Source organism: Streptomyces sp. NPDC051041 (assembly GCF_044456065.1).
GTDB lineage: Bacteria > Actinomycetota > Actinomycetes > Streptomycetales > Streptomycetaceae > Streptomyces > Streptomyces glaucus.
On record NZ_JBITFM010000019.1, the window covers coordinates 89066 to 114699 of the forward strand.

Annotated in this window: 21 protein-coding genes, 2 tRNA genes, 1 pseudogene and 1 riboswitch; of the genes and pseudogenes, 16 read left to right on the forward strand and 8 right to left on the reverse strand. The window is 72.0% G+C overall.

Translation table 11 applies throughout. From position 1 onward, the window contains the following. Positions 1-17: 17 nt before the first annotated feature. The 3 genes from ACIBAI_RS24625 (at position 18) to ACIBAI_RS24635 (ending at position 2423) form a co-directional block, all read left to right on the forward strand. Positions 18-91: transfer RNA gene (locus ACIBAI_RS24625), tRNA-Met, on the forward strand. A gap of 230 nt (positions 92-321) precedes the next feature. Continuing rightward, positions 322-2142 carry a sel1 repeat family protein gene (locus ACIBAI_RS24630; protein ID WP_399037455.1) on the forward strand — a complete coding sequence of 607 codons (1821 nt, stop codon included), beginning with the start codon at positions 322-324 and terminating at the stop codon, positions 2140-2142. Positions 2143-2349: 207 nt separating this feature from the next. Next, a tRNA-Met gene (locus ACIBAI_RS24635) sits at positions 2350-2423 on the forward strand. A 143-nt stretch (positions 2424-2566) separates the two neighbouring features. On the opposite strand, the gene ACIBAI_RS24640 is transcribed toward ACIBAI_RS24635, so the two are convergent. Next, complete coding sequence (locus ACIBAI_RS24640; protein WP_399037457.1) at positions 2567-2983, reverse strand: Fur family transcriptional regulator; 417 nt, start codon at positions 2981-2983, stop codon at positions 2567-2569. 143 nt (positions 2984-3126) lie between these two features. On the opposite strand from ACIBAI_RS24640, the gene ACIBAI_RS24645 reads away from it, so the two are divergent. Beyond that, positions 3127-4578 (forward strand): catalase, encoded by a 1452-nt coding sequence (locus ACIBAI_RS24645; protein WP_399037459.1) that lies wholly within the window; start codon positions 3127-3129, stop codon positions 4576-4578. Between the two features lie 351 nt (positions 4579-4929). Here the strand turns inward: ACIBAI_RS24645 and hisN are convergent, their stop codons facing one another. The 5 genes from hisN to ACIBAI_RS24670 all read right to left on the reverse strand — a co-directional run bounded on the left by hisN (position 4930) and on the right by ACIBAI_RS24670 (position 9697). After that, positions 4930-5730 (reverse strand): histidinol-phosphatase, encoded by an 801-nt coding sequence (gene hisN / locus ACIBAI_RS24650; protein WP_399037460.1) that lies wholly within the window; start codon positions 5728-5730, stop codon positions 4930-4932. Between the two features lie 350 nt (positions 5731-6080). Further along, a complete protein-coding gene (locus ACIBAI_RS24655) occupies positions 6081-6404 on the reverse strand; it encodes a multidrug efflux SMR transporter (protein ID WP_344602848.1) in 324 nt (107 codons plus the stop codon). A gap of 139 nt (positions 6405-6543) precedes the next feature. Further along, positions 6544-7554, reverse strand: a complete 1011-nt coding sequence (gene rsgA / locus ACIBAI_RS24660; RefSeq protein WP_399037463.1) for a ribosome small subunit-dependent GTPase A — start codon at positions 7552-7554, stop codon at positions 6544-6546. An 18-nt stretch (positions 7555-7572) separates the two neighbouring features. Beyond that, positions 7573-8889 carry a 3-phosphoshikimate 1-carboxyvinyltransferase gene (aroA, locus tag ACIBAI_RS24665; protein WP_399037466.1) on the reverse strand — a complete coding sequence of 439 codons (1317 nt, stop codon included), beginning with the start codon at positions 8887-8889 and terminating at the stop codon, positions 7573-7575. Positions 8890-8974: 85 nt separating this feature from the next. After that, positions 8975-9697, reverse strand: coding sequence for a M50 family metallopeptidase (locus tag ACIBAI_RS24670; RefSeq protein ID WP_399037468.1), 723 nt, complete (start codon positions 9695-9697; stop codon positions 8975-8977). 50 nt (positions 9698-9747) lie between these two features. Here ACIBAI_RS24670 and ACIBAI_RS24675 point away from each other — a divergent pair, with 50 nt between their 5' ends. The 7 genes and pseudogenes from ACIBAI_RS24675 to ACIBAI_RS24705 all read left to right on the forward strand — a co-directional run. Beyond that, complete coding sequence (locus tag ACIBAI_RS24675; protein ID WP_399037470.1) at positions 9748-10563, forward strand: SOS response-associated peptidase; 816 nt, start codon at positions 9748-9750, stop codon at positions 10561-10563. Position 10564: 1 nt separating this feature from the next. Further along, the gene (locus ACIBAI_RS24680; protein ID WP_399037471.1) at positions 10565-11221 is read left to right on the forward strand and encodes an alpha/beta family hydrolase; all 657 of its coding nucleotides are present in this window, start codon (positions 10565-10567) and stop codon (positions 11219-11221) included. 340 nt (positions 11222-11561) lie between these two features. Then, positions 11562-12245, forward strand: a complete 684-nt coding sequence (gene sigR / locus ACIBAI_RS24685; protein ID WP_399037473.1) for an RNA polymerase sigma factor SigR — start codon at positions 11562-11564, stop codon at positions 12243-12245. Continuing rightward, a complete protein-coding gene (gene rsrA / locus ACIBAI_RS24690) occupies positions 12242-12553 on the forward strand; it encodes a mycothiol system anti-sigma-R factor (protein ID WP_399037475.1) in 312 nt (103 codons plus the stop codon). Before sigR ends, rsrA begins: the two co-directional genes overlap by 4 nt. Positions 12554-12901: 348 nt before the next feature. Beyond that, positions 12902-13882 carry a tetratricopeptide repeat protein gene (locus tag ACIBAI_RS24695; protein ID WP_399037477.1) on the forward strand — a complete coding sequence of 327 codons (981 nt, stop codon included), beginning with the start codon at positions 12902-12904 and terminating at the stop codon, positions 13880-13882. A 71-nt stretch (positions 13883-13953) separates the two neighbouring features. After that, positions 13954-14604: a peptide deformylase gene (def, locus tag ACIBAI_RS24700; RefSeq protein ID WP_344602830.1), complete on the forward strand. Its 651-nt coding sequence runs from the start codon at positions 13954-13956 to the stop codon at positions 14602-14604. Between the two features lie 394 nt (positions 14605-14998). Then, positions 14999-15250 (forward strand): annotated as a pseudogene (locus ACIBAI_RS24705) (multidrug MFS transporter); the annotation flags it as partial. 299 nt (positions 15251-15549) lie between these two features. Here the strand turns inward: ACIBAI_RS24705 and ACIBAI_RS24710 are convergent. Together ACIBAI_RS24710 and ACIBAI_RS24715 are read right to left on the reverse strand one after the other, a co-directional pair. Then, positions 15550-16578 carry a ribonucleotide-diphosphate reductase subunit beta gene (locus ACIBAI_RS24710; protein ID WP_399037479.1) on the reverse strand — a complete coding sequence of 343 codons (1029 nt, stop codon included), beginning with the start codon at positions 16576-16578 and terminating at the stop codon, positions 15550-15552. Further along, the gene (locus ACIBAI_RS24715; RefSeq protein ID WP_399037481.1) at positions 16578-18983 is read right to left on the reverse strand and encodes a ribonucleoside-diphosphate reductase subunit alpha; all 2406 of its coding nucleotides are present in this window, start codon (positions 18981-18983) and stop codon (positions 16578-16580) included. The genes ACIBAI_RS24710 and ACIBAI_RS24715 overlap by 1 nt, the downstream gene beginning before the upstream one ends. Positions 18984-19102: 119 nt before the next feature. Continuing rightward, positions 19103-19270: riboswitch (cobalamin riboswitch) on the reverse strand. A gap of 508 nt (positions 19271-19778) precedes the next feature. On the opposite strand from ACIBAI_RS24715, the gene ACIBAI_RS24720 reads away from it, so the two are divergent. From ACIBAI_RS24720 to mctP, 5 genes are all read left to right on the forward strand, one after another. Next, the gene (locus ACIBAI_RS24720) at positions 19779-21071 is read left to right on the forward strand and encodes a hypothetical protein (RefSeq protein ID WP_399037482.1); all 1293 of its coding nucleotides are present in this window, start codon (positions 19779-19781) and stop codon (positions 21069-21071) included. A gap of 3 nt (positions 21072-21074) precedes the next feature. Continuing rightward, entirely contained in the window at positions 21075-22058 is a 984-nt protein-coding gene (locus ACIBAI_RS24725; RefSeq protein ID WP_399037485.1) for an AEC family transporter, read from the forward strand. 224 nt (positions 22059-22282) lie between these two features. After that, on the forward strand, positions 22283-23473 hold the full coding sequence (locus ACIBAI_RS24730; RefSeq protein WP_399037487.1) for an Nramp family divalent metal transporter: 1191 nt from the start codon (positions 22283-22285) through the stop codon (positions 23471-23473). Between the two features lie 140 nt (positions 23474-23613). After that, a complete protein-coding gene (locus tag ACIBAI_RS24735) occupies positions 23614-23847 on the forward strand; it encodes a DUF3311 domain-containing protein (protein ID WP_399037488.1) in 234 nt (77 codons plus the stop codon). After that, on the forward strand, positions 23844-25484 hold the full coding sequence (gene mctP, locus ACIBAI_RS24740; RefSeq protein ID WP_399037490.1) for a monocarboxylate uptake permease MctP: 1641 nt from the start codon (positions 23844-23846) through the stop codon (positions 25482-25484). The genes ACIBAI_RS24735 and mctP overlap by 4 nt, the downstream gene beginning before the upstream one ends. Positions 25485-25634: the final 150 nt, after the last annotated feature.

The following is a 25634-nucleotide window of genomic DNA, read 5'->3' on the forward strand; positions in this document are numbered from 1 at the left end:
GGTAGGTGACACAACGGCGCGGGGTGGAGCAGCTCGGTAGCTCGCTGGGCTCATAACCCAGAGGTCGCAGGTTCAAATCCTGTCCCCGCTACTGAAGTCGCCGCCTTGACAGGCGGCGTCGACGAAGGCCCGGGTCCCGGAAGGGACCCGGGCCTTCGTGTTGTGCGAACGCATGTGCCGGTGCCCGTGACGGCCGCGCCGGTGAGGGGAGTTGGGCGATCTGTGTTTGACTTGTCTCTCTGTGGGCATGTCGACAAAACGCTGAAGTGACCTCACGGGCTGCGGTATACCGGGTGTACCCAGGTTGCAGGTGGTGCGACGATGGACGTTATGGGGGACAAGGCAACTCTGTTCGAGACAGGGCGATTTGCGCAGCCGTCCGGTCGGGGGGAGACCGGGGACGAGGTCGAAGAGGCCGCCGAGATCGCGGAAGAGGTACGCCGGCGGCTCGCCGCCGAGGCCGGCGACGTCGAGGCGATGAGTGTGCTCGGGGCCATGCTGCTGCGCCGTGGTGATCTCGACGGAGCCGAACCCCATCTGCGCGCCGCCACCGCCGCGGGGGACCGTGCCGCCGCCAACAACCTGGGAGTCCTGCTGCACCAGCGGGGGTACGCCGAGGAGGCCGCCGGGTGGTGGCGGATCGCCGCCGTCGCCGGATCGGCCGCGGCCGCGCACGCGCTGGGCCGGTACCACCGCGAACGCGGCGACGAGCCGGCCGCCGAGTACTGGCTGCGCCAGTCCGCCGAACAGGGGCACGTCCTCGGCGCGTACGCGCTCGCCGACCTCCTGGAGCACCGCGGCGACGACGGCGCCGAGCGGTGGCTGCGGGCCGCGGCGGAGCGGGGGCACCGGGAGGCCGCGTACCGGCTGGCGCGGGCGCTGGACCGGCGGGCCGCGCGGGAGTCCGGCGGCGACAGGGAAGCCGGATCGCGGCTCATGGCCGAGGCCGAGCAGTGGTACCGGCAGGCCGCCGCGCGCGGACACCGGCGGGCCGCGCTGCACCTCGGGACGATCCTGGAGAAGCGGGGCGAACTGAAGGAGGCCGGGCGCTGGTACCTGACGTCCGCCAAGGACGGGGAGGCGCGGGCCGCCCGAGCGCTCGGGTTCCTGCTGCGGGACGCCGGCGACACCGAGAGCGCCGCCGTGTGGTGGCTGCGGGCCGCGCAGGACGGGGACGGCAACGCCGCCAACGCGCTGGGCGCGCTGCACGCCGAGCGCGGGCAGACGCAGACCGCCGAGCGGTGGTACCGGGCCGCGATGGACGCCGGTGACGTCAACGGCGCGTACAACCTCGGGCTGCTCTGTGCCGAGCAGGGGCGGACCGCGCAGGCCGAGCAGTGGTACCGGCGCGCGGCCTACGCCGGGCACCGGGAGGCGGCGAACGCACTGGCGATCCTGCTCCTCCGGAGCGGCGACGAGACCGGGGCCGAGCCGTGGTTCTCCAAGGCCGCGGAGTCCGGGAGCGTGGACGCCGCCTTCAACCTGGGCATCCTCTACGCCGGCCGCGGCGAGGAGCAGGCCGCCCTGCGCTGGTACGAGCGTGCCGCGGCCGCCGGGCACACGGAGGCGGCGCTGCAGGTCGGGATCGCGCGGCTGAGGGAGGGGGACGAGCAGGAGGCCGAGCGGTATCTGCGGTGCGCGGCCGGAGGCGGCAGCGCCGAGGCCGCGTACCGGCTGGCGACCGTGCTGGACGCGCGCCGGCCGCCGGAGCCCGCGCACGAGCTGGGGGAGTCCGTGCACGCGCGGACCGAGTGCGAGGAGTGGTACGAGCGGGCGGCCTCCCAGGGGCACCGGCGGGCACAGGTGCGGGTGGGGATGCTGGCCGCCGCGCGGGGTGACGTGGTCGGGGCCGCGCGGTGGTACCGGGAGGCGGCCGAGGCCGGGTCCCGCAACGGCGCGTTCAACCTCGGGCTGCTGCTGGCCCGGGAGGGCAGCGAGCCGGAGGCCGCCGCGTGGTGGACCCGCGCGGCGAACGCCGGTCACGGGCGGGCGGCGCTGCGGCTGGCCCTGTTCTACGCGCGTCGGGGCGAGCTGGCGGAGGGGCAGGGGTGGGCCGACCGGGCGGTGTCCCTGGGGCCGGCGGAGGTCGCGGAGCGGGCGGCCCGGCTGCGCGACGCCCTGCGCCAGGAGCTGACGGCGTGAGCGCGGAGCCGGGGACCGCGGCCACGGGAGCGGTCCGCCGGCACCGTGGCCCCGGAGCCGGACGGCCGGGACGTGGCCGGGGCGCGCGGCCCGTCGGAGGCGCGGCTCCGGCGCCGGGCGCGCGACCCGGGCCGGACCCGGCGGTTCCGGCGCCCGGCAGGCGATTTGCTTCTGCCGGAGTCCTTGACGTAACGTTGCATTCACCGACGCGGGGTGGAGCAGCTCGGTAGCTCGCTGGGCTCATAACCCAGAGGTCGCAGGTTCAAATCCTGTCCCCGCTACTGAAGGCCGAGGGCCGGAACCCGGAAGGGTTCCGGCCCTCGGTGTATCCGGCGCATCCGGCGCCTCCGGCCGCGTGAGCGGACCGCGGACGTATGACGAAGCCCCGGTGCCGTCGGGCACCGGGGCTTCGTCGTAGGTCCGCTTACGCCGACATGCAGGTCGGGCACAGGCCGCGGTACGTCACCTCGACGTCCGAGACCGTGAAGCCGAAGCGCTCCGAGTCGGGGAGGTCGGCCAGCGGGTTGCCCCTCGGGTGCACGTCCCGGATCGCGCCGCACTGGGCGCAGACCAGGTGGTGGTGCGGCCGGTGGGCGTTCGGGTCGTACCGCTTGGCGCGCTTGTCGGTGGTGACCTCGATCACCTCGCCGAGCGAGACCAGTTCGCCCAGTGTGTTGTAGACGGTCGCCCGGGAGATCTCGGGCAGTTTGGCGACGGCCCGCGCGTGGACCTCGTCGGCCGTCAGGTGGACGTGCTCGCCGTCGAGGACCTCGGCGACCACACGCCGCTGCGCGGTCATCCGCCATCCGCGTCCGCGCAGCCGCTCCAGAAGGTCACTCATACAGACCAGCCTAACAGCAGGGGGACCAGGTCCCGAACGGGTGTGATTTTGGAGCTTTACTTGACTTAGACATTGTCCATTGTAGGATCGGGATCGGCTTTGGCCAAGGGAGAGGAACGCAAGTGATGGCGCAGGAGGCCCACGTGACTCAGGGACCGCTTACCACGGAGGCCGGTGCTCCGGTAGCCGACAATCAGAACAGCGAGACCGCGGGCGTCGGCGGCCCGGTGCTCGTCCAGGACCAGCTCCTGCTGGAGAAGCTGGCCCACTTCAACCGTGAGCGCATCCCGGAGCGTGTCGTGCACGCCCGTGGCGCCGGCGCCTACGGCACCTTCAGGGTGACCGCGGACGTCACCAAGTACACCCGGGCCAAGTTCCTCTCCGAGGTCGGCAAGGAGACGGAGGTCTTCCTCCGCTTCTCGACCGTGGCAGGCAACCTGGGCGCGGCGGACGCCGTGCGCGACCCGCGCGGTTTCGCGGTGAAGTTCTACACCGAGGAGGGCAACTACGACCTCGTCGGCAACAACACCCCGGTGTTCTTCATCAAGGACGCCATCAAGTTCCCCGACTTCATCCACACCCAGAAGCGCGACCCGTACACCGGTTCGCAGGAGGCGGACAACGTCTGGGACTTCTGGAGCCTGTCGCCCGAGTCGACGCACCAGGTGACCTGGCTGTTCGGCGACCGCGGCATCCCCGCCTCGTACCGCCACATGGACGGCTTCGGCTCGCACACCTTCCAGTGGAACAACGAGGCCGGCGAGGTCTTCTGGGTCAAGTACCACTTCAAGACCGACCAGGGGATCAAGTGCCTCACCCAGGAGGAGGCCGACGTCCTGGCGGGCAAGGACCCCGACTCGCACCAGCGCGACCTGCGTGAGGCGATCGAGCGCGGCGAGTACCCGTCCTGGACCGTCTACGTCCAGATCATGCCCGCGGCCGAGGCGGCGACCTACCGCTTCAACCCGTTCGACCTGACCAAGGTGTGGCCGCACGGCGACTACCCGCTGGTGGAGATCGGCAAGCTGGAGCTCAACCGCAACCCGCAGAACATCTTCGCCGAGGTCGAGCAGTCGATCTTCTCCCCGGCGCACTTCGTGCCCGGCATCGGCCCGTCCCCGGACAAGATGCTCCAGGGCCGCCTCTTCGCCTACGGCGACGCCCACCGCTACCGCGTCGGCATCAACGCCGACCACCTGCCGGTGAACCGTCCGCACGCCACCGAGGCGCGCACCCACGGCCGCGACGGCTTCATGTACGACGGCCGCCACGGCGGTGCGAAGAACTACGAGCCGAACAGCTTCGGCGGCCCGTTCCAGACGGACCGTCCGCTGTGGCAGTCGGTCTCCCTCACCGGTGTGACGGGTAACCACCAGGCTCCGGTCCATGCCGAGGACAACGACTTCGTCCAGGCCGGCAACCTGTACCGCCTGATGACCGAGGAGGAGAAGGAGCGCCTGATCAACAACCTGGCCGGCTCCATCTCCAAGGTCTCGCGCGAGGACATCGCCGAGCGCGCGATCAACAACTTCCGTCAGGCCGACGCCGACTTCGGCAAGCGGCTGGAGGTCGCGGTCCAGGCCCTGCGCGGCTGAGTCCACCAGCACTGGACCGCTTGCCGGAGCAACGGGCCGGACTCCCCGATCAAGGGGGGTCCGGCCCGTTTCGCCTGCTCGGGCCCGCTCGGCGGGCAGATGCCGGACCCGCTGCCGCTGGGACACCCGGCAGCGGCTGAGGGCGCGGACCGGGACGATGCCGGCGGACTCGCCGCGCTCCGGGACGACCGGATGGCGGAAGCCGCCGTGCGGCGTCGCCCGGGCTCTCCCCTCCGTCTCCCGGGACGGGCGGCGAAGACCACGCCCTGAGCGCTCCCGGCTTCCGCCCGCACGGATCCACGAGCGGGGGGTGCCGGAGCGGCGGGCGCGCAGGGGGCCGGGAAGGGGCGCTCAGCCGCGCTGGTCGAGGTACCCCAGCAACTCGTCGTGCAGCAGGCCGTTCGACGCCGCTCCGTTGCCGCTGTGCGGGCCGGGACGGCCGTCGAGCCCGGTGAAGGTGCCGCCGGCCTCCGTCACGATGATCGCGTTGGCGGCCATGTCCCACAGCGACAGCTCCGGCTCCGCGCACATGTCCACCGAACCCTCGGCGACCATCATGTACGGCCAGAAGTCCCCGTAGGCGCGCGTGCGCCACACCGCGCGGGTCAGGTCCAGGAATCCGTCCAGCCGGCCCTGCTCCTCCCAGCCGCTGAGCGAGGAGTACGCGAAGGAGGCGTCGGCGAGCCGGGAGACGCGGGAGACGCGCAGCCGCGACGCCGACGCCAGGCTCCGGCCGCTGAAGGCCCCGTGCCCCTTCGCGGCCCACCAGCGGCGGCCCAGCGCGGGAGCGGAGACCACGCCGACGACGGGCTGGTAACCGCCCTCCCCGGCCTCCATCAGCGCGATCAGCGTGGCCCACACGGGGACGCCGCGCACGTAGTTCTTGGTGCCGTCGATGGGGTCGATCACCCAGCGGCGGGGCCCGGTGCCCTCGAGGCCGTACTCCTCGCCGAGGATCGCGTCGCGGGGCCGGGCGCGCTGGAGGTGGCCGCGGATGAGCTCCTCCGCCGCCTTGTCCGCCTCGCTCACCGGGGTCATGTCCGGCTTGGTCTCGACCTTCAGGTCGAGCGCCTTGAAGCGGTCCGTCGTCGCCGCGTCGGCCGCGTCCGCGAGGACATGGGCGAAGCGGAGGTCGTCGAGGTAGTCGGGCATGTGATGAACGGTATCCGCCGCGGCCGGGGTGGGGCCACGGGGGGCCGTGATCGGCGGGCGGCGGCCGGACGCGCGTTTCCCCGCCGCACCCGCACGAGCCCGCGCGCTTCCCCGCACCGGCACGGGTCCACGGGTGCTCCCGGGGCCCGCGCCGGACCGCGAGCATCCCGCGCACCCCGCCCCCGAGGGGAGCCCCGAGGGCCGCCGTGAACTCCCGGCAGCGCTTCCACACGCGTCGAACCCGGGCGCGGAGCCGCTCGCCCCGAGGGAGGCGACATGCCCGCAGCGCGCGAGTCCCTGCTCGACGCCGGCTGCACGGTCCCGGCGGGTGCGCCCGCCGGGACCGGAGCTCAGTGCGCCGACCCCGACAGCTGCAGCCCGATCACCCCGACGATCACCAGCGTGATCGACACGATCTTCAGCGTGGACACCAGGTCGCCCAGGAACACCATGCCGTAGATCGCCGTGCCCGCCGCGCCGATCCCGGTCCACACCGCGTACGCGGGACCGACGTCGAGCTTCTTCAGCGACAGGGTCAGCAGGCCGAAACTCCCCAGCGCGAAGACGCAGAAGGCGATCGTCGGCCACAGCCGCGTGAAACCGTGCGACAGCTTCAGGCACACGGCGAAGCCGGTTTCGAGCAACCCGGCCACGATGACCAGCAGCCACGCCATGTGTCGTCCTCCTGTGTCCCCGCGTTCTGCGACCGCTTCGTCGGGCGATGTCCGAGCTGGACAGGGCCTGGTCGGGCCTGGAACCGGCAACGGCGATTATGCACTTACCGATCCCCCGCCCACCCAAACAACGCGGAGGTCAGTCGCCTTCCCGGGCCTCCCGGGTGGCCAGCAGCCGCCGCAGCGAGTACAGCCGCGCCGGATCGGCGTGCCCCTCGGCCACCCACGCGTCCAGCGCGCAGTCCGGCTCGTCGTGACTGCACGCGCGCGGACAGCCCTGCGTGCCCGGTTCCAGGTCGGGGAAGGCGTGGATGACCCGGGACGGGTCGATGTGGGCCAGCCCGAAGGACCGCACGCCCGGAGTGTCGATCACCCAGCCGCCCGCTCCCGTCAGCGGGAGCGCCAGGGCCGACGTCGTGGTGTGGCGGCCACGGCCGGTCACCGCGTTCACCCGGCCCGTCGTACGGCGGCGTTCCTCCGGCACCAGCGCGTTCACCAGCGTGGTCTTGCCCACTCCCGAGTGACCCACGAACGCCGTGATCTTGCCGTCCAGGTGCGCGCGCACCCGGTCCGCCGCGTCGCCGTTCTCCAGCTCCTCGCGGCTGGTGACGACGTACGGGATGTCCAGGGCGCCGTACAGCTCCAGGAGTTCGTCCGGCGGGGCGAGGTCCGACTTCGTCATCACCAGCAGCGGATCGAGGCCGCCGTCGTACGCCGCGACCAGGCAGCGGTCGATCAGGCGCGGGCGTGGCTCGGGATCGGCGAGGGCGGTGACGATGGCGAGCTGGTCGGCGTTGGCGACGACCACCCGCTCGTAGGGATCGTCGTCGTCGGCGGTGCGGCGCAGCACCGAGGCGCGCTCCTCGATCCGCACGATCCGCGCCAGCGTGTCCTTCCGGCCGGACAGGTCGCCGACCAGCGCGACCCGGTCCCCGACGACCGCGGCCTTGCGGCCCAGCTCGCGGGCCTTCATCGCCATCACGATCCGGCCGTCGACGAGGCAGGTCAGACGGCCCCGGTCCACGGTGAGGACCATGCCCTTGGCGGCGTCCTCGTGCTTGGGCCGGATGTGGGTGCGGGGCCGGTTGCCCCGGCGGTTGGGGCGGGTGCGGATGTCGTCCTCGTCGGTGTGCTTGCCGTAGCGGCGCATGGCTGTGTCCCCGCGTCCCTACACCCCGAGCATCCCGGTCCACAGCTCGGGGAAGTCCGGCAGGGTCTTCGCCGTCGTCGCCACGTTCTCGATCCGCACCCCCTCGACCGCGAGGCCGATGACCGCGCCGGCGGTGGCCATGCGGTGGTCCTCGTAGGTGTGGAAGACCCCGCCGTGCAGGCGGCGCGGGCGGATGTGCAGCCCGTCGGCGGTCTCGGTGACGTCGCCGCCGAGTTCGTTGATCTCCTTGGTGAGCGCGGCCAGCCGGTCCGTCTCGTGCAGCCGCAGATGGGCCACGCCCCGCAGCGTCGACGGCGAGTCGGCGAGGGCCGCGACCGCCGCGATGCCCGGCGTCAGCTCGCCGACGTCGCTCAGGTCCACGTCGATGCCGTGGACCGCACCCGAACCGGTGAACACCAGCCCGTGGTCGGTCAGCTCGCAGGAACCGCCCATCTCGGTGAAGATCTCGCGCAGCCGGTCACCGGGCTGGGTGGTGCGCGCCGGCCAGTCCGGGATCACCACCCGCCCGCCGGTCACCAGCGCGGCCGCCAGGAACGGCTGGGCGTTGGACAGGTCCGGCTCGATCGTCAGGTCCCGGCCGAGCAGGGCGCCCGGCGTGACCCGCCAGACGTCGGGCTCGCCGCCCGACTCCGGGGTGTCCACCTGGGCGCCGACCGCGCGCAGCATGTCGACGGTCATCCGGATGTGCGGCAGCGAGGGCAGCGTGGAGCCGGTGTGCCGCACCTCGACGCCCTGGTTGAAGCGCGGGCCGGAGAGCAGCAGGGCGCTGACGAACTGGGAGGACGAGGAGGCGTCGATCGAGACGGGGCCGCCGTCCAGGGCGCCGCCGCCGTGCACGGTCAGCGGCAGCGTGCCGCGCCCGTCGTCGTCGATGCGGGCGCCGAGCTGCCGCAGGGCGTCGATCACGCCGTGCAGGGGACGCTCGTGGGAGCGCGGGTCGCCGTCGAAGCGGACGGGGCCGTCGGCGAGCGCGGCGACCGGCGGCAGGAAGCGCATCACCGTGCCGGCGTTGCCGACGTCGACCGTGGCCGGGCCGCGCAGACCGGTGGGCAGCACCCGCCAGGCCTCGCCGGTGCCGTCCGGGCCCACCCCTTCCTCGATCTCGACGCCCATCGCCCGCAGGGCGCCCGCCATCAGCAGGGTGTCGCGGGAGCGCAGGGGGCGGCGCAGCCAGCCGGGCTCGGAGGCGAGGGCGGCGAGCACCAGGGCGCGGTTGGTGACCGATTTGGACCCGGGCACGTGGACCGTCGCGTCGACGGCTCCGCTCGCGTGCGGGGCGGGCCAGAGGGCGGTGTCTGCGTGGTTCGGGGCCATGGCCCCACTTTATAAGGAGGCGGTGGTCCGGGTGCGGGTGCGTCGTGGCTGGTCCCGCCCGCACGACGGCGGCGCGCCCGCGCCCTCATATCCCCAGCAGCCAGCGCCCCCCGCCGAGCAGCGAGCACAGCGACACCGCGTGGAACAGGAACAGCCACAGCCCCGCCGGCACGTGCGTGAGGCGCGACAGCTGGTCGGCGTCCGAGTCGCCGGCGCCTCCCCGGGACCGCTTGGCCTGCAGCTCGAACGCCGGGCGCACCCCGCCGAGCAGCAGGAACCACACCACCGCGTACGCGAACGCCGCCTGCACCTGCGGCCCGGTCAGCCAGGACACCAGCACGAAGGTGCCGCCGGCGAGGAACACGGTCAGCGCCCCGTAGGCGTTGCGGATCATCACCAGCATGGCGACCAGCAGCGCCGTCGCCAGCCACAGCAGCAGCGTGATGCGGCCGGTGGCCAGCAGGGCGGCGCCGCCGAGGCCGAACAGCGGGGGAGCGGTGTAGCCGGCGGCCGCGGTGAGGATCATCCCGAGGCCGTGCGGCTTGCCGCGGCTGACGGTCAGGCCGCTGGTGTCCGAGTGCAGGCGGATGCCGGTCAGGGTGCGGCCGGTGAGCAGCGCCACGAGTCCGTGGCCGCCCTCGTGGGCGATGGTGACGGCGTTGCGCGCCACGCGCCACGGGCGGTGCGGTACGACGACGGCGAGCGCGGCGGCCAGCGTCGCCACCACCACCCACAGGTCGGGGTCGGGCTGGGTGCCGGAGACCTCGTTCCAGAGGGAGGCGGGAGAGGCGGATGCGAGGCGGTCCATGGCGGGCGGTGGCTCCTCCGGGTCGCGCGGAATCTGGCAGTGTGGCACGTATGTGCGGACGGTATGCAGCGAGTCGCAGGCCCGAGGATCTCGCAGGAATCTTTGAGATCGGCAAGTGGGAGCCGGAGGAGACCCTGGAGCCCGACTACAACGTGGCTCCCACCAAGGAGGTCTACGCCGTCCTGGACCGCCCCCTGAAGGACGCGGACGATCCGCGGCCGGTTCGGCAGCTGCGCAGGCTGCGGTGGGGGCTCGTCCCCTCCTGGGCCAGGACCCCCGAGGGCGCCGCCCGGATGATCAACGCGCGGGCGGAGACGGTGCACGAGAAGCCCTCCTACCGCCGCGCCTTCGCCGCCCGGCGCTGCATCCTGCCCGCCGACGGCTACTACGAGTGGGTGACCGGCGAGCAGGAGCGGGAGCTGGAGGTCGAGGGCAGGCGCAAGCGGCCCCGGAAGCAGCCGTACTTCGTGACGCCGGCCGACGGGTCGGTGTTCGCGATGGCGGGGCTGTACGAGTTCTGGCGCGACCGGACCCTGCCCGACGACCATCCGCGGGCCTGGTGGGTGACGTGCTCGGTGATCACCACGGAAGCGGAGCGGACGCCGCTCGCGGCGGCGCCCGAGGAGGGTCCCCGGACGCTGGCGGACATCCACCCCCGGATGCCGCTGATGCTGACGCCCGACCGGTGGGACGCCTGGCTGGACCCGGCGCGCACGGACCCCGGCGACCTCAGGCCGCTGCTGGCGCCCCCGCCCGCCGGGCTGATGCGGGCGTACCCCGTCTCCACGGCCGTGAGCAACGTCCGCAACAACGGGCCGGAGCTGCTGAGGGAGCTGCCGGCGCCGGAGGAGGGCACACTCTTCTGACGTGACGGAAGCGACCACCGGAACCCCCGGGACCACCGAGACCATCGAGACGGACGCGGGCACCGCCCGGATCACCTGGCACGAGGCGCGCGGGGCACGGCTCGTCCTCGCCGTCGGCCACGGCGCCGGCGGCGGCGTGGACGCCCGCGACCTGGCGGCCCTCGCCGCCGTGCTGCCCGCCCACGGCGTGACCGTCGCCCTCGTCGAACAGCCCTGGCGGGTGGCCGGGAAGAAGGTCGCGCCCGCGCCGAGGACCCTGGACGCCGGATGGCGGGGCGTGTGGCCCGCGCTGGCCGCGCCGGGCCTGCCGGTGATCTCGGGCGGGCGCAGCGCCGGGGCCCGCGTCGCCTGCCGCACCGCGGGCGAGCTGGGCGCGCACGCCGTCCTCGCCCTGAGCTTCCCGCTGCACCCGCCGGGCAGACCGGAGAAGTCCCGCGCCGGCGAACTGCTCGGGACGGGCGTGCCCACCCTCGTCGTCCAGGGCGGGAACGACCCGTTCGGGAAGCCGGAGGAGTTCCCGGACGGGCCGTACGAACTGGTCGGGGTGGCCTGGGGCGATCACGGCTTCGCCGTCCCGAAGCGGGCGCCCGTCGACCAGGACCGGACGCTGGCGGTCGTCACCGACGCCGTCGCCGCGTGGACCGGGTCACTCGGCTGAAAGACCCGGAAGCCCGGGAATGGCGAGCCGTCGGCCGCTGTTGTGGCGGACGTATGTGCTGACCATCGGCACGCACGTCGTAGGAGAGGAAGTCCGCCGCATGGGTTCCACCTTCTGCCCGACCGTCTCCCCCGGCCGTTCCACGGACGGGCTGCGGCCGGCAGGGTCCGATCCGCACCGCAGCAGCCGCGACGGCCTGGAGTGGACGGTGCTGCACGCGGCGACCACCGCCCCCGTCCGGGGGGCGGGCGGGCCGTACCGGGAAGCGCCTTCGGCCACACGTCGTCTATCCTCCGAATCGAGTGGGGCCGGACTCGGTCCCACGCCATCACCGGAGGAGGTGGGTCCGGTCACTGGGACCGACGCAGGGACCGACAACGGCCAGGCGGAGCTGCCCGAGGGCCAGGGCACGAGCGCGGAGTCGACCGCGGAGCGCAGCGCGCGCTTCGAACGGGACGCGCTGGAATTCCTCGACCAGATGTACTCGGCCGCCCTGCGCATGACGCGCAACCCGGCCGACGCCGAGGACCTGGTGCAGGAGACGTACGCCAAGGCGTACGCGTCCTTCCACCAGTTCCGCGAGGGCACCAATCTGAAGGCGTGGCTGTACCGGATCCTCACCAACACGTTCATCAACTCGTACCGCAAGAAGCAGCGCGAACCGCAGCGCAGCGCGGCCGAGGAGATCGAGGACTGGCAGCTCGCCCGTGCCGAGTCGCACATGTCGACGGGTCTGCGCTCCGCGGAGTCGCAGGCGCTCGACCACCTGCCCGACTCGGACGTGAAGGAAGCGCTCCAGGCGATCCCCGAGGAGTTCCGCATCGCCGTCTATCTCGCGGATGTGGAGGGCTTTGCATACAAGGAGATCGCCGACATCATGGGAACACCCATCGGTACGGTGATGTCCCGGCTGCACCGGGGCCGCCGTCAACTGCGCGGCATGCTCGAGGACTACGCCCGCGAGCGCGGGCTGGTCCCGGCCGGCGCCGGAGAGTCGAACGAAGCGAAAGGCTCGGGGTCATGAGCTGCGGAGAGCCGCACGAGACGGATTGCAGCGAAATCCTCGATCATCTCTACGAGTTCCTCGACCGTGAGATGCCGGATGCCGAGTGCACCAAGTTCGAGCACCACTTCGAGGAATGCTCGCCCTGCCTGGAGAAGTACGGGCTGGAACAGGCCGTGAAGAAGCTGGTCAAGCGGTGCTGCGGGCATGACGACGTGCCGGGCGACCTGCGCGCCAAGGTCATGGGGCGGATCGATCTGATCCGCTCCGGACAGGCCGTGCCGGAGCGCGACGTCGCGGCGGCCCCGCCGGCATCGCAGGAGTCCTGACCCTTCCGGGACCCTCCCGGCCGTGAGGGGCCCGCCGCCCGGACGTGCCGGCGGACCCGCCCCCGCCGCCCGGGAGAAGCCGCCGCACGGTGCCGCGGGGACCGCGCGCACACCGGATGTGGTGAAGCCGCCTGCCCGGGTACTGTCCCGCAGCGAGGAGCTGACGCGCGGGGGCCGCCCCCGTGCGTCGTCCGGCCAAGGAGAAGGCTGCCTTACCGCGTCCGCGCCGGGGTAACCCATGGGTAATGAGCGTCCTTCCAGTCGTACGTGGTTGGATGCGAAAGAGAGGGTGTCCGGGGGCGCGGAAGGCACAGCCAGCCCACCACACGGAACTGGCAGGCGGGAATCGTGAGGATCTTCGGCAAGGGACGGCACCGGCCCTCCGCCTCCTGGCGGCAGGCCACCGACCGCGCGTTCACACTGATCGGCGACGGCCGGTACGAGGACGCGGGAGCGCTGCTGACGCGGGCCGCCGACCTGGAACCCTGGCTGTCGGAGTCCTGGTTCAACCTCGCCCTGCTGCACAAGTTCCGGCACGACTGGGAGCAGGCCCGGGCGGCCGGCCTGCGGGCCGTCGCCCTGCTCGACCGGGACGCCGGGGCGCCGGACTGGTGGAACGTCGGCATCGCCGCGACCGCCCTGCAGGACTGGCCGCTGGCCCGGCGCGCCTGGCAGGCGTACGGGCTGCGGGTGCCGGGCGACGCGACCGGCTCCGGTGAGCCGCTCGGCATGGACCTCGGCAGCGCGGCCGTACGGCTGTCCCCCGAGGGGGAGGCCGAAGTGGTGTGGGGGAGGCGGCTGGACCCCGCCCGGATGGAGGTGCTGTCCATCCCGCTGCCGTCCTCGGGGCGGCGCTGGGGCGAGGTCGTGCTGCACGACGGGGTGCCGCACGGGGAGCGGGTCACCGCCAACGGGGACGTCTACCCGGTGTTCGACGAGATCGAGCTGTGGGCGCCCTCGCCGGTGCCGACCTGGGTGGTGCTGCTGGAGGCCGCGACCGAGGCAGACCGGGACGCGCTGGAGCAGCTCGCCGCCGACGCCGGGTTCGCCGCGGAGGACTGGTCGTCGTCCGTGCGGCTGCTGTGCCGGATGTGCTCCGAGTCGCGGATGCCGTCCGACGAGGGCGACGGCGAGCACCTCGACCCGCACGACCACAGCGAACCGGGGCATCCCGGGCCGCTGGGCCACCGGACCGACGGGCAGCTGTGGGTGCCGGAGCGGGAGTGCGGGGTGGCCGCGCCGGCCCCGCTGGTGCGGGGGCTGCTGGACGGGTGGGTCGCGGACAGCCCGGACTCCCGGGACTGGCGGGATCTGGAAGAGGTCTGCTGAGGGCTCCCGCGGATCGCCGTACCCTGTATCAGCAGCACACCTTTGTTCTTCCAGGAAGGCGTACGTCGGTCATGGCGCAGCAGGACACCGATCAGCAGCACGCGGGCGTGCTCCCCGTCGACGACGAGGGGTACGTCATCGACACGGAGGACTGCGAGGAGCGCGAGACGGCCTGGCGGGAGCGCGGCACCTCGCGGCCGATCACGGTGGTCGGCAACCCGGTGCTGCACAAGGAGTGCAAGGACGTCACCGAGTTCGGCGAAGAGCTCCAGCAGCTGGTCGCGGACATGTTCGCCAGCCAGCGCACCGCCGAGGGCGTGGGCCTGGCCGCCAACCAGATCGGCGTCGACCTGAAGGTCTTCGTCTACGACTGCCCGGACGACGAGGGCGTCCGGCACGTCGGCGTGGTCTGCAACCCCAAGCTGGTCGACCTGCCCGCCGACCGGCGCCGCCTCGACGACAGCAACGAGGGCTGCCTGTCGGTGCCGACCGCGTACGCGCCGCTCGCCCGTCCCGACTACGCCGAGGTGACCGGGCAGGACGAGAAGGGCAACCCGATCAAGGTGCGCGGCACCGGCTACTTCGCGCGCTGTCTGCAGCACGAGACCGACCACCTGTACGGCTACCTGTACATCGACCGGCTCTCCAAGCGCGAACGCAAGGACGCCCTGCGGCAGATGGCCGAGAACGAGCCCCGCTACCCCGTGGTCGCGAACGACTGACGCGCCGGCTGCCGGCCGCGGCGGACCCGGACCGGCACCGGCCCGGGCCGCCCCCTCTCCCGCGCACGGCGCCTGTCCGGGTTCTTCCTCCCGGGCAGGCGCCGTTCGTCCGTCCGCCGGCCGTTCGATCACCCACGCTTCCTTGGTGATCGACGACCCCCGCGCAAGGAGGAGTCCGGCATCCGGGGGTGGCGGATGAAGCAAATCCGTTCTCAGGGCTGTCAGTTGCGGCGCTGAATGGGATGTGCGGGAGATACGCACCGGCCGCACGCCCCGCACGGCGGGAGGGGTGCGCCCACCGGCGGCTGGGAGTGGTTGGTTCGTGCATGTCCTCTTACCCGGCACCACATCGACACCGGCCACGATCCGGGTACCACCGTCGCTCGCTCTTCCGGTGATCGAGGCGTACGACCGGGAATTCCCCAACCGTACCCACGGAATCGTCCCGGGCGTCGAGGAGTGCCTCGCGCTGCGTCGGCTCACCTCCGCGCGCCGGATCCGGACCGACCTGCTGGAACGGAGCGCGGGAAGGGAGCTCCCCGGCGCCGCCCGGGAGAACCCGGCCCATCGGCGGGCGGCGCTGCTGAGCCAGGAATTCGCCGTCCGGCACAACGACCTCCGTTCGCTGCCGAAGGAAACGGCGGGCGCGGACCGCGAGCCGCTCGACGGTGACCTCCCGGTCGAGGTTGCGCTCCGTCCGCGCCAGCACCCCGGCGACCGTGTCGCCCTCCGTTCGAGGGGCGCGGCAGTTCTGCCACTGCCGGCGAGGAGCATCCGGCGTGGCAGTGGTGTCATGACTGCGGCACAGACGGAAGCGCTGACCGGAACGCTGACCGTGCTGGGGATCCTCGTCCTGCTGGTCCTCCCCTCCGTGATCGGCGCCGTCCGCGACCGGCGCATCGACCGTCGGACCAGGGAGGCCCAGGCGGGGCACGGGAGGAGTGATCAGAAGTCCTCGTCCAGGTCGACGGTGCCCTCCACCGCGACCTGGTACGCCGACGGACGCCGCTCGAAGAAGTTGGTCAGCTCCTGAACGCCCTGCAGCTCCATGAAGGAGAAGGGGTTCTCGGAGCCGTACACCGGGGCGAAGCCGAGGCGCGTCAGGCGCTGGTCGGCGACGCACTCCAGGTACTGCCGCATCGAGTCGGTGTTCATCCCCGGGAGGCCGTCACCGCACAGGTCGCGCGCGAACTGCAGCTCGGCCTCGACGGCCTCCCGCAGCATGTCGGTGACCTGCTCCCGGAGCCGGTCGTCGAAGAGGTCCGGCTCCTCCTCGCGGACGGTGTCGACCACGTCGAAGGCGAAGGACATGTGCATGGTCTCGTCGCGGAAGACCCAGTTGGTGCCGGTGGCCAGGCCGTGCAGCAGGCCCCGGCTGCGGAACCAGTAGACGTAGGCGAAGGCACCGTAGAAGAACAGGCCCTCGATGCACGCGGCGAAGCAGATGAGGTTGAGGAGGAAACGGCGGCGGTCGGCCCTGGTCTCCAGCCGGTCGATCTCCTCCACCGAGTCCATCCACCGGAAGCAGAACCCGGCCTTCTCGCGGATGGACGGGATGTTCTCCACCGCGGCGAAGGCGGCGGCCCGGTCGTCCGGGTCGGGCAGGTAGGTGTCCAGCAGCGTCAGGTAGAACTGGACGTGGACGGCCTCCTCGAAGAGCTGGCGGGAGAGGTAGAGCCGCGCCTCGGGCGAGTTGATGTGCTTGTAGAGGGTCAGCACCAGGTTGTTCGCCACGATCGAGTCGCCCGTCGCGAAGAAGGCCACGAGCCGGCCGATGAGGTGCTGCTCGCCGGGGGACAGCTTCGCGAGGTCGGCCACGTCCGAGTGGAGGTCGACCTCCTCCACGGTCCAGGTGTTCCTGATGGCGTCCCGGTAGCGCTCGTAGAAGCCGGGGTAGCGCATGGGGCGCAGGGTCAGCTCGAAGCCCGGGTCGAGCAGGTTCCGGTTGCGGGCGGTGACGGTGGTGCTGGTCATTACTGGCAGGCCTCGCAGGACTCGGGGTTCTCAAGGGAGCAGGCGACGGCCTCTTCGGAGGCCGCCTGCCGGGCGGGGGCGGTTGCCCGGGCAGCGCGGGCGATCCTCGTCGCCGGGCGCGAGCGCAGGTAGTACGTCGTCTTCAGCCCGGACTTCCAGGCGTAGGCGTACATCGAGGAGAGCTTGCCGATGGTCGGCGTCTCCAGGAACAGGTTCAGCGACTGGGACTGGTCGAGGAACGGGGTGCGGGCGGCGGCCATGTCGATCAGACCGCGCTGCGGGATCTCCCACGCCGTGCGGTACAGCCGCCGCATGTCCTCGGGGATCCAGGAGAAGCCCTGCACGGAGCCGTTCGCCTCGCGCAGCGCCTCCCGGGTGCGGGCGTCCCACACGCCCAGCCGCTTCAGGTCCTCGACCAGGTAGGGGTTGACCTGGAGGAACTCGCCGGAGAGCGTCTCGCGCTTGAACAGGTTGGACACCTGCGGCTCGACGCACTCGTAGACGCCCGCGATGGAGGCGATGGTCGCGGTCGGGGCGATGGCCAGGAGTAGGGAGTTGCGCAGGCCGACGGCGGCGATCCGCTCCCGCAGCGCCGCCCAGCGCTCCGGCCAGGCCAGGTCGGTGTCGTAGTGGTCGGGGTGCAGGACACCCCGGGCGGTACGGGTCTTCTCCCAGGCCGGGAACGGGCCGACGGGGGTCCCCCCTGCGCCGGAGCCTGCCGCGGCTGCTCGGGGGCGCTCGGCGAGGTCGGCGGAGGCCTCGTACGCGGCGAGCATGATCCGCTCGGCGATCCGCGTGGACAGCCGCCGGGCCTCGGGCGAGTCGAAGGGCAGGCGCAGCTTGAAGAAGACGTCCTGCAGGCCCATGGCGCCCAGGCCGACCGGGCGCCAGCGGGCGTTGGAGCGGGCGGCCTGTTCGGTCGGGTAGAAGTTGATGTCCACGACCCGGTCGAGGAAGGTGACGGCCGTGCGGACGGCGGCGTCCAGCCGTTCCCAGTCGATGTCGTGCGCGGCCGGGGCGACGAAGGCGCCGAGGTTGACCGACCCCAGGTTGCAGACGGCCGTCTCGCCGTCGCTGGTGACCTCCAGGATCTCCGTGCAGAGGTTGGAGGAGTGGATGACGTGGCCCGGCTCGGCGGTCTGGTTGGCGGTGCGGTTGGCGGCGTCCTTGAAGGTCATCCAGCCGTTGCCGGTCTGGGCGAGGGTGCGCATCATCCGGCCGTACAGCTCGCGGGCGGGGAGGGTCTTGCGCGCCAGTCCCGCGGCCTCCGCCCTACGGTACGCCGCGTCGAACTCCTCGCCCCACAGGTCCACCAGCTCGGGCACGTCGGAGGGGGAGAACAGCGACCACGGCTCGTCGGCGTCCACCCGGCGCATGAACTCGTCCGGCACCCAGTGCGCGAGGTTCAGATTGTGGGTGCGGCGCGCGTCCTCGCCGGTGTTGTCGCGCAGCTCCAGGAACTCCTCGACGTCGGAGTGCCAGGTCTCCAGGTAGACCGCGGCCGCGCCCTTGCGCCGGCCGCCCTGGTTCACGGCCGCCACGGAGGCGTCCAGGGTCTTCAGGAACGGGACGATGCCGTTGGAGTGCCCGTTGGTGCCGCGGATCAGCGCACCGCGGGAGCGGACGCGGGAGTAGGACAGGCCGATGCCGCCGGCGTGCTTGGACAGGCGCGCGACCTGGTGGTAGCGGTCGTAGATCGAGTCCAGCTCGTCGCGCGGGGAGTCCAGCAGGTAGCAGGACGACATCTGCGGGTGCCGGGTGCCGGAGTTGAACAGGGTGGGGGAGGACGGAAGGTAGTCGAGGCGGCTCATGAGCCCGTAGAGCGCCGCGACCTCGTCGACCGAGCGGGGCCCGTCGTCCTCCGCGAGTCCCGCGGCGACGCGCAGCAGGAAGTACTGCGGCGTCTCGATGACCCTGCGGGTGATCGGGTGGCGCAGCAGATAGCGGCTGTGGAGCGTGCGCAGGCCGAAGTAGCCGAAGCGGTCGTCGGCGGCCGGGTCGATCAGCGCGTCGAGCCGGCCGGCGTGCAGCCGCACGAACTTTGCCGTGCGGTCGGAGATCAGTCCCTCGCGGTGGCCCGCGGCGACGGACCCGGTGAAGGACGTGACGCCCTGGGAGGCGGCCTCCGCGCGAAGGGTCAGGGTGAGGAGGCGGGCGGCCAGCCGGGAGTAGGCGGGGTCCTCGGCGATCAGGCCGGCGGCCGCCTCGGTGGCGAGGTCGCGCAGCTCCGCCTCGTCCGCACGGGCGGAGCGGCCGCGCAGCGCCGCGGCGGCGACCCGGCCGGGGTCGGTGTCGGGGAGGTCGGCGGTCAGCTCCGTCAGGGTCCGCAGCAGCGCGGCTCCGGGGCCGTCGCTCTCCTCGGCCACCGGGGGCGCTGAAGCCGGGTCGGCTGGCGCGATGGTCACGTGGGGCTCTCCCTCGCTCGGCACGGGGCCTCGGCGAGGGCAGGAGGCAGCACGAGCGCGCAGGGCGTCGCGTCCGCCGGCCCATTCCACGAGGCCCGGACGTCAGGCACACCGGCCGGACGGCCGGGTGCACTGTCGGCAGGTACTCGGACTGGACAAGCGTGCGGACGCACGCGGATACACCGTTGCGGGACAGTTCCGGATTCGCACCGGATTCCCCTGCGGCGACAGCGAGCATGAGCATACATCTTGTGCTGGGGCGCGGAGCCACCCCCAGATGTTGTGTTGCTCCGGTCTTGGAGCGCCGGTGTGGTGCCTCGCGGCCGCTGCCGGGCTGCGGCGGAGGCCGGGGCCCGCGCCCGTGCCGCGTCCCGGTCGTCCGGAGGGGTCCCTGCCGCCGGGGTTCCTGCCGCCCGGGGGTGTTCCTGTCGTCCGGGGCGCTCCTGTCGCCGGTGGGTGACGGCGCCGCGGAGGCCGGCGCCCGAGAAGGGGCAGCCGGTCGTATTCCGGGGAGCGTGCGACCGATCGGGCTTCGGCCGTGCCGCCGATCCTCACCCTGCGTACCGGTAATTGGCCGACGGGCATGTCTCTGACTGGAATCCTGCGGTTGTGGTAACGGCCCGCAATGAAATCGGAATGAAAGATTCCTGGCCGTCTCCAAGGGGGTGTTGAGTCCTTCTCCGGATGTTGTCTAGCATCCCGCTGGCATCGGCGGTCATCGATCGGACAGCCGATGGGTTTTGCTGTTCTGCTGATCCACCCGGTGGCACAAAAATCGGAACGGGAGAGGCGAAAATGGCACTTCAGTTACCTGCCGGCCACGAACCGCGGTACTCGGACTTCGACCTCGTCGGCCTTTCCGACGAAACGATTCGGGAAGGGGGCGAGCGAGCCCTCTTCGGAGCCGACGACGACCGGAAGCTCGCGCTCATCGAGGCGCTGGCCAATGCCGGCATCCGGGACATCGACCTGGGATCGGGCCTGACCGAACCGCAGTTCCTGCGGCGTGTCCTGGACGCGCAGCTGCTGCTGCACCGCATCCCCGCGGACACCCGGTTCGTCTTCAACCTGACGCTCAAGACCTGGGAGCCCCTCTCCGAAGCGCTCAAGGTCGTCCCGAAGGACTACCTGGCCCGCATCCAGGTCAGCCTCGGCATGATCGAGTACCAGCAGGAGAACAAGCTGCTGGAACGCGCCCACGAGAAGCTCGCCGGGATCGGTGTCGGCTCCTTCCGGGCCAGCATTCTCAACGCCTTCTCGCACGAGATCGACGACGAGCGCTACACCTTCATCAACGAGCAGATCGAGCGCGCCCGCAGCCTGGGCATCGACCTCGTCCGGATCAACGACTCCATCGGCACCCTGCTGCCGCACGCCACCGCCGTGCTGGCCGCCAACCTGGTCCGGGACAACCCCGGGATGACCTTCTACCTGCACTCCCACGACGACATCGGGCTGGGCCTGGCCAACTCGCTCACCTCCGTCTTCCACGGCTTCGCCATGGTCGAGGGCGGTGTCGCCGGGTTCGGCAACCGGGCGGGCCTGGCCAACGTCGAGGTGCTCAGCCACATCTTCGCCGAGCGTGGCATCACCGTCGGCGGCCGGACGCTGGACGCCAAGAAGATCTCCGCCGTCGCGCACCTGGCGGAGGAAACGTTCATGGCGCTGCCCAACGTCTACCGGCCGATCAGCGGTCTGCTCACCCGGACCGAGAACGCCGGCATCGTGAACGTGCCCGACTACCTCGGTGTCACCCGCGAGGTCGAGTACTTCCTCAACCCGATCGGTATCTTCCCGGCCACCATCGGACAGATTCTCGCCAATGCCGGCCTGCCCGAGGAGTACACCGCCGACGAAGTCTTCGTCGGCGCGGTCGCCGAACGGCTGAAGAACCGGCTGGAGAACGAGATCTACCCCGAAAAGCGGGCGAGGTTCCAGGAACTCCTTCGGCAGATCCACGAGTTCTACGCGGACTTCGTGCGCCTGGAGGACGTCCAGAAGACGGCGCTCCAGGTACTCCAGGACCCGTCCGTCGTGCCCGTCGAGCACGCCGGCCGGGCGAAGGCCGCGGAGACGGTGCCGAGCTGACCGATGGAATTCGACACCATCCTGAACGCGATCGTGCCGCTGTTCGCGATCGTCGCTGTCGGGTACGTGGCCAGCGCGTTCAGGGTGTTCCAGGGGAACACCGCACAGGCGGTCAACGACTTCGTCTTCTACATCGCCCTGCCGGCGCTGCTGTTCCTGTCCGTCGCCACCGCCGACATCTCCGCCGGCGTGCCCTGGCAGTTCATCGCCGTCGCGATCCTGTCGATCGTGTTCTCCTACGCGCTCGGCATGGCGGGGGCCCGGCTGCTGTTCCGGCGGGACAGCCGGAAGAGCCTGACCGTGGGCCTGCTCTCCGGCTACGGCAACGTCGCCTACATGGGCGTGCCCCTGCTGCTCGCGGTGCTCGGGCCGAAGGCGGTGCTGCCCGCGGCCATCGGGCAGCTGGTGCACAACATGTTCAACATGGTCTGCTACCCGGCCGCGCACACCGTGCTGAGCGCCCGTTCCACGGGTCCCGGCGCGATGCACCGGACGGAGAGCAGGGCGCAGCTGCGCCGGGACATCTCCCGCAAGGTGGTGCTCAACCCGGTCGCCCTGTCGGTGGCCGTGGGCCTGGTCTTCGCGGTCCTCCACGTCGACCTGCCCGCACCCGTGCACACCACCGTCGACATGGTGGGCGACGCCGCCGCGCCCGGCGCGCTGTTCGCGGTCGGCCTCACCCTGCGCAAGGCGGTGGCGGGCATGCGGGACGGCAGCGTCGGCACCTCGGAGGTCGGCCTGACCGTCGCGATCAAGCTGGCCGTGATGCCGGTCTTCGCCTACCTGCTGGTCCACACCGTGTTCGGCATGCCGGACACCTGGGCGGCGGCGTCGGTGATCCTGGCCGGACTGCCCAACGCGGCCACCGCCTACGTCCTGGCCCAGCAGGCCCGGACCCATGTGCAGGAGGCGGCCGCCGGGGTCGTCGTCTCGACGGCGGGTGCGCTCGTCACGTTGTCCCTGCTGATACCGCTGGTCAAGCCATGACGGGGAGGGCGGAGCCGGGCATGACGGGAGCCGGGAGCGCGGGAGCCGGACGGGCGGCACCGCAACGGACGGAGGCCGGAGGGGCGTTCACCGGACCGGCGGACAGCGGCCGGCCGGGACGGACGGCCGGTGAGGCGGGTCCCGGGCTTTCCGGGGCCGGCCCCGCCCCCGGCCCCGGGTCCCGCCGTGCGGCGGGCCGCCCGGGCGGCCTCCGCCGGGCCGGGGTGCTGCCCCTGCTGGGTCCCGCCTTCGTCGCGGCCGTCGCCTACGTCGACCCCGGCAACGTCGCCACCAACGTGGCCGCCGGCGCCCGGTTCGGCTACCTGCTCGTGTGGGTGGTGGTCACCGCCAACCTGGTCGCGATGCTGGTGCAGTACCTGGCGGCGAAGGTCACCGTCGTCAGCGGGGCCACGCTGCCGGAGCTGAGCCGTCGGCACTTCCGCCGGCCCGTGGCCCTCGGCCTGTGGGCCCAGGCCGAACTGGTCGCCATCGCCACCGACCTCGCCGAACTCATCGGCGGGGCGGTGGCGCTCAACCTGCTGTTCGGCATGCCCATCCTGGCCGGCGGAGTGGTGACCGGCGTGGTGTCCTGGCTGGTCCTCGCTGTCCAGCAGCGGCGCGGCAGCCGGCCCTTCGAGGCGGCCGTGAGCGGGCTCCTCGCGGTCGTGCTCGTCGGGTTCTGCTACAACGCGCTCACCGCCGGGTTCGACGCCGGCGCCCTCGCGGCGGGCGTCGTCCCGCGCATCGAGGGCCAGGACAGCCTGCTCCTGGCGGTCGGCATCCTGGGCGCCACCGTGATGCCGCACGCCATCTACCTGCACGGCGCCCTGGTGCGCGACCGGCACGGCGACGCCGCGGGCCGGCCCGAGCGGCAGCGCCGGCTGCTGGCGGCCACCCGGCTGGACATCGCCGCGGCGATGGGGGTGGCCGGACTGGTCAACCTGGCGATGCTGACCGCGGCCGCCGCCGTCCTGCTGCCGGCCGAGGCCGAGACGATCCAGGGCGCCCACGACGGCTTCGGCCGGGCCCTGGGCGCCTTCGGGGGCGTACTCTTCGCGCTCGCCCTGCTGGCCTCCGGCTTCGCCTCCTCGGCGGTGGGCACCTACGCGGGCGCGGTCGTCTTCGAGGGCTTCTTCGGGCGGGAGACGTCCGTGCTGGTCCGGCGGGCGGTGACGCTGGTGCCCGCGCTGGCGGTGCTCGCCTGCGGGGTCGAGCCCGGGCTCGCACTGGTGCTGTCGCAGGTGGTGCTCAGCTTCGGCATCCCCTTCGCGCTGTGGCCGCTGGTCTTCTTCACCTCGCGCAAGCGACTGATGGGCCCGCTCGTCAACCGGCGGTCGACCACCGTGGCCGCCTCCGTCGCGGCGACGTTCATCACCGCGCTCAACGCCGTACTGCTGGTCCTGATCGGCTCCTGAGACATGACCACCGAAGGAGGGAAGGCTGTCTTTTCCGGCCGTGTCCCGAACCCGGCCCGCATCCGGTCCGTGTTCACCTGTGCGATCGCCGTCCGACGCATCCGACCGACCCATATGTCCGCGTAACAGAAAGAACCGCCTTGCAGAAAACCGAGACTGAGGACGCCCGCGGTGCCGGCACGCCCCGTCACCGCAGTGCCTGGAACCACCTCCTGTGGATCCCGATCGTCCTCCCCTTGCTGACTTTCGTGTTCAACCACGACGGGCCGCGCGTGTTCGGTTTCCCGTTCTTCTACTGGTTCCAGCTCCTGTGCGCCGTGCTCAGCATGGTCACCATCGCGCTGGTCCGCCGGCTCACCGGGAGGGACCGATGAGCGACCACATCACCGAGATCGTCGTCTTCTCGCTGCTGTTCCTGCTGGTCAGCGTGATGGGGTTCGTGGCCGCCCGCTGGCAGCGCGCCGAGCACCTGGAGAGCCTGGACGAGTGGGGCCTGGGCGGCCGCGGATTCGGCACCTGGATCACCTGGTTCCTCATCGGCGGCGACCTCTACACCGCGTACACCTTCGTCGCGATTCCCGCTCTGATGTTCGGCGCCGGCGCGATGGGCTTCTACGCGATGCCGTACACCGTGGTCGTCTACCCGCTGGTGTTCGTCGTCGTGCTGCGCCTGTGGTCGGTCTCCCAGCGGCACGGCCTGGTCACCCCGGCCGACTTCGTCCGGGTCCGGCACGGTTCGCGCCTCCTGGCGCTGCTGGTCGCGATCACCGGCATCGTGGCCACCATGCCGTACATCGCGCTCCAGCTGGTGGGCATCGAGGCGGTGCTGCGCACCATGGGGATCACCGGCCACTGGCCGATCTTCGCGGCCTTCGCGATCCTCGCCGCGTACACCTACCACGCGGGTCTGCGGGCGCCGGCGCTGATCGCGTTCGTCAAGGACATCCTGATCTACATCGTGATCATCATCGCGGTGCTGTACATCCCGCCGAAGCTCGGCGGCTGGGGCGACATCTTCGCCGCCGCGGACGAGAAGTTCGCCGAGACCCCCGCCACCGGCGACGGCACCCTGCTCAACGCCGGCAACCAGCTCCAGTACGTCACCCTGGCGCTGGGCTCGGCCATCGCGCTCTTCCTGTACCCGCACATGATCACCGGCACGCTGGCCGCGCGCAGCCGGGACACCATCAAGAAGAACATGGCCGCGCTGCCCGTCTACAGCGTGCTCCTCGGCCTGATCGCGTTGCTCGGCTACATGGCGATCGCCGCCGGGATCACCCCGCTGAGCGGCGAGAACGGCAAGCCGAACGCCAACACCGTCGTGCCGCAGCTCTTCGACAGCCAGTTCCCCGACTGGTTCGCCGGGGTCGCCTACGCGGCGGTCGGCATCGGCGCGCTGGTGCCGGCGGCGATCATGTCGATCGGCGCGGCCAACCTCTTCACCCGCAACATCTACCGGGAGTTCTTCCGTCCGGACGCCGACGAGGCGACCGAGGCGAAGGTCTCCAAGCTGGTCTCCCTGCTGGTGAAGGTGGGGGCGGTCCTGGTGATCGTCTCGCTGGACCCGCAGTTCTCCGTCGACCTCCAGCTCATCGGCGGCGTGCTGATCCTCCAGACGCTGCCCGCCGTGGGCTTCGGGCTCTACACCCGCTGGTTCCACCGGCACGGCCTGGTCGCGGGCCTGCTCGCGGGGCTGCTCGCCGGTGTCGTGCTGCTCTACAACATCCCCAACCCGGCCACCGGCAAGGAGCACTTCGGCGGATCGGCCTTCCCGCTGTCCGACTTCGGCCTGGACACGGACGTCACGATGTACGCCGGGCTGATCGCGCTCGCCGTCAACATCGTCGTCGCGGCCGCGGGCACGCTGCTGGCCCGGGCCGGCGGTGCGCGGGAGGGCACGGACCTGACCCGCCCCGAGGACTACTTCTCCGACGCGCAGGACAAGCCGTCCCCGGTCGTCGAGGCGCCGGCGGAGGGAACGGCGGGCGAGGGGGCGGCCCGGGTGCCCTGAAGCGGACCGGGCCGCGGGTGACGCCGAGGGAGGGCCATGAAGGACCGTCTGGTACGACGCGCGCTGCGGCGGCTCGCGTGGATCTGCGTGTTCTACCTGGTGGTCGGCTGCCTCGGCATCGCCCTGCGGGTCTCGTCCGGCCGGAGCCCG